Annotated in this window: 9 protein-coding genes; 6 read left to right on the forward strand and 3 right to left on the reverse strand. The window is 53.0% G+C overall.

Annotated features, from left to right (window positions below; translation table 11 throughout):
* Positions 1-147 precede the first annotated feature (147 nt).
* Positions 148-378: a hypothetical protein gene (locus FJ147_25665; protein ID MBM4259275.1), complete on the forward strand. Its 231-nt coding sequence runs from the start codon at positions 148-150 to the stop codon at positions 376-378.
* A complete protein-coding gene (locus FJ147_25670; GenBank protein ID MBM4259276.1) occupies positions 327-698 on the forward strand; it encodes an SET domain-containing protein in 372 nt (123 codons plus the stop codon). The genes FJ147_25665 and FJ147_25670 overlap by 52 nt, the downstream gene beginning before the upstream one ends.
* A 327-nt stretch (positions 699-1,025) precedes the next feature.
* Here FJ147_25670 and FJ147_25675 read toward each other — a convergent pair whose 3' ends face one another.
* The 3 genes from FJ147_25675 to FJ147_25685 form a co-directional block, all read right to left on the reverse strand.
* Positions 1,026-1,826 carry an SDR family oxidoreductase gene (locus tag FJ147_25675; protein ID MBM4259277.1) on the reverse strand — a complete coding sequence of 267 codons (801 nt, stop codon included), beginning with the start codon at positions 1,824-1,826 and terminating at the stop codon, positions 1,026-1,028.
* Between the two features lie 120 nt (positions 1,827-1,946).
* Positions 1,947-2,711 carry an enoyl-CoA hydratase/isomerase family protein gene (locus tag FJ147_25680; protein MBM4259278.1) on the reverse strand — a complete coding sequence of 255 codons (765 nt, stop codon included), beginning with the start codon at positions 2,709-2,711 and terminating at the stop codon, positions 1,947-1,949.
* A 101-nt stretch (positions 2,712-2,812) separates the two neighbouring features.
* A complete protein-coding gene (locus tag FJ147_25685) occupies positions 2,813-3,916 on the reverse strand; it encodes a hypothetical protein (protein ID MBM4259279.1) in 1,104 nt (367 codons plus the stop codon).
* A gap of 213 nt (positions 3,917-4,129) precedes the next feature.
* Between FJ147_25685 and FJ147_25690 the strand changes: the two genes are divergently transcribed.
* The 4 genes from FJ147_25690 to FJ147_25705 all read left to right on the forward strand — a co-directional run bounded on the left by FJ147_25690 (position 4,130) and on the right by FJ147_25705 (position 7,962).
* On the forward strand, positions 4,130-5,815 hold the full coding sequence (locus FJ147_25690) for an amidohydrolase family protein (protein ID MBM4259280.1): 1,686 nt from the start codon (positions 4,130-4,132) through the stop codon (positions 5,813-5,815).
* A 93-nt stretch (positions 5,816-5,908) separates the two neighbouring features.
* On the forward strand, positions 5,909-6,823 hold the full coding sequence (locus FJ147_25695) for an exonuclease (protein MBM4259281.1): 915 nt from the start codon (positions 5,909-5,911) through the stop codon (positions 6,821-6,823).
* A gap of 301 nt (positions 6,824-7,124) precedes the next feature.
* Entirely contained in the window at positions 7,125-7,586 is a 462-nt protein-coding gene (locus FJ147_25700; GenBank protein ID MBM4259282.1) for a glycosyltransferase family 2 protein, read from the forward strand.
* 7 nt (positions 7,587-7,593) lie between these two features.
* The gene (locus FJ147_25705; protein MBM4259283.1) at positions 7,594-7,962 is read left to right on the forward strand and encodes a hypothetical protein; all 369 of its coding nucleotides are present in this window, start codon (positions 7,594-7,596) and stop codon (positions 7,960-7,962) included.
* The last annotated feature ends 12 nt before the right edge of the window (positions 7,963-7,974 follow it).

Consider the following 7,974-nt stretch of genomic DNA (forward strand, 5'->3'; position numbering starts at 1 on the left):
CAAAGGCCTACAGGTCTCCGACGATGAGTTTCAAGCGCTCAATATCAAACCCGGTAAGTTTCATGGCGATTGGAACTATACGCTTCTTCCTCGCTCTTAATCGGTAACTTAATTCTTGCCCATGCCTAAGGAGGATTGATTTAATCAATGGTAACACGCAGCTTGCGACCGCGGACGGAGCTGATGATCGTCAAACGATCGCCCATTGCAGGTCTCGGCGGCTTTGCTGCCTGCGACATCAAAAGGGCACTCGCATTATCGAATACACCGGCGAACGCATCTCTGCTCACGAGGCTGAAGCACGGTGGACACGCAGCCGCCGCACGATGGTTCTTTTGTTCGGTGTCAGTAGTCGAACGTATATCGATGCAGCGGTAAATGGAGGACCGGCAAAGAGAATTAATCATAGCTGTCAGGGAAACTGTGAAACACATCTCACAGCCCGTGGCCACATATTTATCGTCGCTCGCAGGAACATCAAGGCTGGCGAGGAACTCACCTATGACTATCAATTGGAACTCGCGGACGAGGACCAGCCACAGGCAATGGTGCTCTACCCGTGTCATTGCCGATCTTTACGCTGTCGAGGCACGATGGCGGCTCTGCCAAAGCCGAGTCGCACGTCTCTTACGAAAGCCTCCGCAAAAAAGTCCCAGGAAAAGAGCACCGAGCGTTACGATGCACGGATAGGGCAGTAGTTCCAGGCAACTTTGCCAAGTACTCAATATTTCGTGCACCTAAGCATAAGTTTTTCGGTGTTATGGATCCCCTTTTTGTTGCCGCGGAACGGCGCGTGCAGGTAGCCGGGCCTTTCAAGGCCCGGAAAACGACGCCGCGTGTGTCTCCGCGTCGCTACGCAACGCGCGGATTCATTCGTGTTGTTCCCCAGGCCATTCATGGCCTGGCTACCGTCAGGCGTCCCTACGGGGCGCAAGAGAGCATGTTCGGACCGCAGAACTTATTCCTGCGTGCTTATGTGAGTCAGTGGAAAGGGCTACACGAAACCGGTAGTGACGACGGTCCTGCTATTGTTGCTTTTGCATCGTCAAAAAACTGGGAAATCCAGTGTGAGCAGAAACACCACCATCAACGACGATCGCTTCTCCAGTGATAAACGAAGATTCGTCAGAAGCCAGAAAGAACACCGTATTAGCAATTTCTTCTGGTTCACCCATACGACCAAGCGGGTGAACTGCAGCTTGCAGTCGACGGAATTCGTCTTCTCGTCCGGGGCCGAGAATCTGCGCAACGCGGGTATTGATTGCCCCCGGACATACGCAGTTAACGCGGATGCCATACTGAGCATTTTCGATTGCTGCAGAACGAGTCAGATTGATTACGCCAGCCTTGGCTGCATTGTACGACGACAGGCCATAATCACCAGCAGTGCCAGAAACAGAAGCAGTATTAATAATAACGCCTTTGCCCTGTTTGCGCATGATCGGAAGACAATACTTCATACCAAGAAACGTACTGGTGAGCGTCACGGCAATTATTCGGTTCCAACTCTCTACCGTAGTGTCCTCCAGCGACGCGACATCAGCCGCTCCGGCATTGTTAAACATGATGTCGAGTCGGCCGTAGGTATCGAGTGCTAACTTGATCGTTGCCTGCACAGCTTCGGGGTCCGCAGCGTCCATTTTGAGGCAGGCCGCTTTTCCACCATTCTTCTTAATGCCGGCAGTCACTTCTTCTGCACGTTTACCACTGAGATCAGCGATCACGACAGCGGCGCCTTCTTGGGTAAATCGCCGTGCAGTCGCTGCTCCAATCCCAGAACCACCTGCCGTGACAATTGCTACTTTTCCATCGAATTTTCCTGCCATGTATCACTCCGTGACAGGGGTCGGGAGCTAGAGAGCAGGAATCGGCAAAAAAAGAGAAGGCAGCACTGCACATCTATTTTCCCCCTTTACCAACTCTCGGCCCCTGACCCCAGCCCCCCGTTAGTCTTGTCCCGTCGGCCAATAATCCAATGCCCCGAGTCCTTCCAGCGCAAGTCCATATCCCAGATTATCAAGCATGAGCCGCTTGATTTGCTGCACCATCGCGACCCGAGCATAACGAACAGTGAGAGGAGGTTTTTTTACAATAGCCTCGGCAAGCTCCCAAGCGCGAGATACCAGTTTGTCTTTGGGGAGGACTTCGCTGACCACGCCAAGATTGAGCGCTTCTTGCGCGGAAAGTTTTTGGCCAGTGAGCAAGAAATAACGGCCACGATTCGCACCTAATACCAAAGGCCACACGACGTGGACGCCGTCACCAGGCACTAATCCTCCGGGAAAGTGTGGGGCATCTTGAAATATGGCATTGTCCGACGCGAGTACGATATCGCAGAGAACCGCTAACTCAGCGTGAATAGTTGCTGGGCCGTTCACAGCAGCAATCATTGGCACTTCGATGTCGAGGTGATTCATCAGCAACCGCTTTGCGTCGTAGTAGATATGGTCCCACGACCGGGGAGTAATCTTGCCTAAACTCCCCATCTCGAATTCAGCGATAAACTTGTCTTCGGTACCAGTCATGATAATGGCCCGGTTTTCCGGGTCGGCCCCGATATCCTGAAAACAATAGCCGAGTTCTTCGTGTGGAGTCGCTCCCCATTGCAAGGTTTTACCGTTGGTATGGAGCTGCATCTGGAGAATGCCGTTGCGGCGTTCCATGCGAATGGTTTTGTATTTATTTGCGTAGTCTTCGAACTTCACCATCATGCGTCCTCCTTTTGCCAGACGGTTAAAGCACCCTCGGTGCGACAAGGCAAGAGTTGCCACTCAGGGGCTAGAGCCTGGTTACGGAAAAACGACAAAGGGAGTTACGGACGCACCTGGTTAATCACCACTGGTGAGAACGGCAGGACTTTATGAATCTGCGCACCAACGGTTTGGGCCGCGTGAATAGTAGGGAATGGACCGAGGACCACACGGTGCCAGATGGGCTTCGTGTCGACAGACTGGGCCACGATCGGCTGATACCCTTTCGTGCGGAGGAGCTGCACGACTTTCTGAGCCTCGGTGGCGGTGCGCAAGGCGGCAACTTGTAGTCGATAGCCTTCAGCTTGTACCGGAGGAGGTGCGGTTGTTCCTGAGTGCGCAGCGGCAACCTGCGCACTCTTTGTGTTGACCGCAGCATTTGTCGGAGGAACGTCAAAAGTAGAGGTTTCTAGCTGGGCAACTGTCCTTGTAGGAGGCAGTAGCTTTTTTTCAGCAGTGAACGCCGACACAGGAACCCGAGGTGGAGTCAACAGTTCTGCATTTGGCGGAGCGGATGGAGCCGCCGCTGACCTATACGTTGGCAATGCAGGGAGGTCTGGAACCTTCCCAGCTAAGTTACGCCCGAGGTCATCAACAGCACGAACCATCTGGGTGTCCGACAGATTACTGAGCGTGCGCACAGTATCTGGAACGAAAGACAATGGCGAGAGCGGGAGGCCTGCCGAACGGAACTTGGTGGCATACCCGTCTTTCACCAGTGTTTGACCCGTACTGGCGTCAACCAAAAGAATGTTGCTTTCAAGTGTGAGCTGAGAATACAACGCCAGATACAGGCGACTGACTTTGGTTACTTCTCCATAGATGAGGGCGTTACAACCTAAGGCTTTTCCCAAATCTTGCGCAGAAAGGGTCTGCCACCCTGGCCCTAGAGTCTCAAGGCGTGAATCAATCTCATGTAATTCAGTATCAACGAAATGCTTGATGCTCAGATGACCGGCAAAACTCTGACGGATTCGATTCGCAAGTCCAGGAACTTTAGCTTCGTCAGCAAAAGGGAGCACACAGACTCGTTTGCCGTTCAAGCTATCGGTTTGACTCCAGGCAAGGAAATGAGAGGTAGGAACCGTCGGTGGCGTTTGTGAACACGCAGAAAGAAAGAAGGAGAAACTCAGGACACCTGCGCACCATGCAACTCCCTTACCCATCAATCCCCCCCACGCCCCAAGCTGCGCTTGCTGCGTTTCAGCCTACTTTTTCCTTGTACACGAAAATTCGTACAGAAGAAACCTGGAGACAAGATTTTTATCGTCCTGTCTATCGACAAGAAAGGCATACGCTCCAAGAATGAATCCTTGGCACGACAACGAAATTTACGCTACAGTGCACGCTACGTGCACCATAGTAAGGAGGGCACCCCGATGCAATATGATGTGTTGATTAAAAATGGCTTTCTTATTGATGGCGCTGGGCTGCCCGGCTATTACGGCGATCTTGCAGTGGCAAGCGGCAAGATTGTGGCAATGGGCAAGATTGACGGGTCGGCGCAAGAGGTGATCGATGCCCGCGGGCTTGTTGTTGCCCCTGGCTTTATCGATGTCCATACTCACTATGACGCGCAACTGTTTTGGGATCCTTGGGCGAGCCCTAGCTGCTGGCACGGGTTTACCAGTGTATTTATGACTAACTGTGGGTTTGGTCTTGCTCCATGTAAACCGCAGGATCGCGACTATATCACGCGCATGCTTGTGAAAGTCGAAGCCATGCCGCTCGAAAGCTTGAAGGCCGGGGTGCCATGGAATTGGGAAAGCTATGGTGAGTATCTCAACGCGCTTGATCGGCGGCTGGGTGTCAATGTCATGGCTTTAGCACCACACTCGACAATTCGTTATCACGTCATGGGCGACGAAGCGCGCAAACGTGAAGCAACCGCCGAGGAAATACAGCAGATGCAAACGGTGGTACGCGATTGTGTGAAAGCCGGAGCATTCGGCTTTTCATCCTCTTATGGGCCGGTGCATTTTGATGGCGAAGGAACCCCTGTGCCCAGTCGTTTTGCCGCACAAAACGAAACGGTCGCGCTCGCGCGAACACTAAAGGATTTTCATCGTGGAACTGTTTGTGTGATTCCGCCTGGTATTCCGCAAGTTGGGCCGCGCGATATGGACTATATGACACGCTTGTCGCGGGAGAGTGGCCGTCCCGTGTTGTGGAATTTACTAGCGCAAACCTGGGCTGCACCAGAGCATTGGAGTCAGGTCCTCGATTGGACGGCTGAGGCCTTCCGCGAAGGGACACGGGTGCATCCGCTGGCGTTATGCGAGCGGTTCGACCTCACGTTCACGATGCGAGGAGCCGTATTTGAGGACCTGCCGGCGTGGAAAGCCGCGAGTACGGGTCCCCGCAGCCAGAAAATAGCGAACTATTCTAACCCAGAGGTTCGCGTAGCAATGCAACGTGATCTGGATGATCCAGCCCCGAAGATTTTTTCCAAACGTATGCAGGACGTGTTTGTCAGTTCGGTACGCGAGAAAGAGCACAGTGAGTTCGTCGGCAAGAATCTTGTTGAGCTGGGCCGTTTACAAGGCAAAACTCCACTTGAAGCGATGCTCGATCTGGCAATCTCTGAGAATCTGGAAACACAATTCCTGATCCGCGGATTCCAGAACGGCGATGAGAATGCCGTCCGTAGCTTCGCGACCAATCCGTATGTTGTCACCGGGGGCTCAGACGGCGGGGCGCATATCGCCTTCCTTTGCCAAGTTACCTATTCAAGTTTCTTGCTGAGTCACTGGGTACGAGAGAAGAAAGTACTGTCGCTCGAACAAGCCGTGCGTAAACTCACCTTTGACCCTGCACGCCTCCTTGGCATCCCGCAGCGTGGGCTCTTGAAAGAAGGGATGGCAGCAGATCTCACCATATTCGATCCAGACAAAGTCCAGGCAAAGGACAAGGAATTTGTCAGCGATCTTCCTGGCGGGGCATCGCGGTTGGTCGCGCGCGCCGACGGCTATCGCTATACCGTCGTCAATGGTCAGATTGTCCAACGTAATGGAGAACTGACCGGGGCGTGTTCTGGGCGAGTATTGCGGAGCTACGAGAACTAAGGAGAAAGCAATCGGCAATCAGCAATCAGCGATCAGCCAGGCAGAAACGAAGAACCGCAGGCTGAAAGCTGAGCGCTGAGCGCTGAGAACTGTATGCTACAGCACACCTTTCAACATCTTCACGGTATCGGAGAGAAGACCGAAAAACGAATCTGGGCAGCAGGCATTACCACCTGGGAAGAATTCTTACACTCTCCTTCACAAGTTCCTGTTTCTCAATGGCAACGCGATCTGGGCTGTCGGGAGCTGGAACAATCCCTCCATGCGCTTGAACGTCGCGATGCTCACTACTTCACGAACAAGCTTTCTGGCGCATTGCAATGGCGATTGTTTCCTGAGTTTGGACAACGTATCGCCTATCTTGATATCGAGACAACAGGAGCGGTTGCCGGCCTCTCTCACGTCACCGTTGTTGGGGTCTACGATGGCAGTCAACCCCGCGTGTACGTTCGCGGAGTCGATCTCGACCACTTCGCCAGCGACATCGATCAGTTCACTATGCTCGTCACCTACAACGGCAAACTTTTTGACCTGCCGTTCCTGCGGCAGGAGTTAGGTATTCCTCTTGCGCATGCGCATATCGATCTGCGCTATCCGCTCGCGGCTCTGGGATACACAGGTGGGCTAAAAAAAATTGAGCGCACGCTTGGCCTAGAACGTGAGGGGCCAATGTCACTGCTTGATGGGTGGTGTGCAGTTCTCTTATGGCAGTATCATAAACAGGGAGAACCCAGAGCCTTGGAAACACTGCTGCGGTACAACCTCGAAGATGTTATTCACCTTCCAGCGTTATTGGCTTGTGTCTATAATTCTCGGATTGCGCAGCTACCGTTCTCGTTGCCACCGGTAGAGTTTCCGCAACCACCACCGATCTCCTTCCAGTTCGACGAAGCATTGATTTTCCGGACCCTGGCGGACACTGGGCGGGCTATGGCTGCAGCACCACAAGAAGAGAGAGAGCACGCTATCGTTGACGACGGCACCCTCGACGAAGCTATAGAGAGTTAGTCTCGTTTTCCGCTCACAGCAAAGTCTGGCAGACAGATGTTGCGTAAAGTTCCGCTAAAATCGGACCACAGAAGATTCGTACAGTTGGGGGTAGCGTGCGCTGTACGCACGCTACGGTCTCTCTGATGAAACCCTCAATGTACCAATCTCGCGTGGTTTGATTGAGGTCGGTTCGCCCCCACGGACAACAGCGTCTTCATCGGCAGGTAAACACCCCTTTCACTTGCTTTTCCCAGACCTTCGATCCTGTATATGAAGAACCGGTCGTACCCATTTGGTACACAACCGGAAGAGATGTCGAATGAAAACTATACCACTCGTCTCGATCATTACACCTTACTTCGACGCGCCGGATTTTTATAGAGAAGCACTGCGAAGCCTGCAGCAGCAAACCTATCAGCATTTTGAGCTTGTCGTGGTGGACGATGCCTCGCCAGAACCATCGGCAGCCGCCATACTGTCGGAATTCGATTTTCCACGGGTGAAAGTGATCAGACACGAAACCAACACGGGCCCGCAAACTGCAAGAAACACAGCCGTCGCGAATTCCTGCGGCGACTATCTTTTGTCATTCGATTGCGATGATCTGCTTGCCCCAGAGTATCTCAGTGAAACCATTCACGCACTCACCGACGAGCGCTTCGCTGGCGCGTATACGCAAATTGTCTCTTTTGGTGAGAAAACTGGAGTCTGGACACCGCAGCCCACCCTCCCTTGGTGTCATGTCTGGTTCCAATTCGGGACCAAACACATTTCTCTATAGGAGAGAGGTGTACGATACCGTCGGTGGTTACAACCCAAGAGTATACTGCTCGGATGCTTCTCTGTGGTTATCAGCCCTGGCACACGGATACCAATTCACTCTCGTCGATAAGCCGTTGATGCATTATCGCGTGAGATCAACAGGCCGCCTCGCCCGCTTGGCTAAGCACGAACATGTTCCGTCGCTTGCCGTCGCCTTCCCTGAACTCTACAAAGCTCACCTACATGAATTGTTGTGCCTCCAAGAAGAGCGCTTTTACGGACTCTTAGGCGGTGGCAGGAAACAACTTACCGCAATAGTGATTGACCGGAGTGGAGAGCCTCTGCACAAGAGCAGGGATGAGAGACGAGACCATTGTGTGCTGGCTTCGGTCTAAGTATCGAAGTCT

This window comes from Deltaproteobacteria bacterium (genome assembly GCA_016874775.1).
Taxonomy (GTDB): domain Bacteria; phylum Desulfobacterota; class Binatia; order Bin18; family Bin18; genus VGTJ01.

Excerpts from the sequence above, each read along its gene's own strand:
- FJ147_25700 (MBM4259282.1), top strand. The coding sequence starts at position 7,125 with ATGAAAACTATACCACTCGTCTCGATCATTACACCTTACTTCGACGCG.
- FJ147_25665 (MBM4259275.1), top strand. The coding sequence starts at position 148 with ATGGTAACACGCAGCTTGCGACCGCGGACGGAGCTGATGATCGTCAAA.
- FJ147_25685 (MBM4259279.1), bottom strand. The coding sequence starts at position 3,916 with ATGGGTAAGGGAGTTGCATGGTGCGCAGGTGTCCTGAGTTTCTCCTTC.
- FJ147_25670 (MBM4259276.1), top strand. The coding sequence starts at position 327 with ATGGTTCTTTTGTTCGGTGTCAGTAGTCGAACGTATATCGATGCAGCG.
- FJ147_25695 (MBM4259281.1), top strand. The coding sequence starts at position 5,909 with ATGCTACAGCACACCTTTCAACATCTTCACGGTATCGGAGAGAAGACC.
- FJ147_25680 (MBM4259278.1), bottom strand. The coding sequence starts at position 2,711 with ATGATGGTGAAGTTCGAAGACTACGCAAATAAATACAAAACCATTCGC.
- FJ147_25690 (MBM4259280.1), top strand. The coding sequence starts at position 4,130 with ATGCAATATGATGTGTTGATTAAAAATGGCTTTCTTATTGATGGCGCT.
- FJ147_25675 (MBM4259277.1), bottom strand. The coding sequence starts at position 1,826 with ATGGCAGGAAAATTCGATGGAAAAGTAGCAATTGTCACGGCAGGTGGT.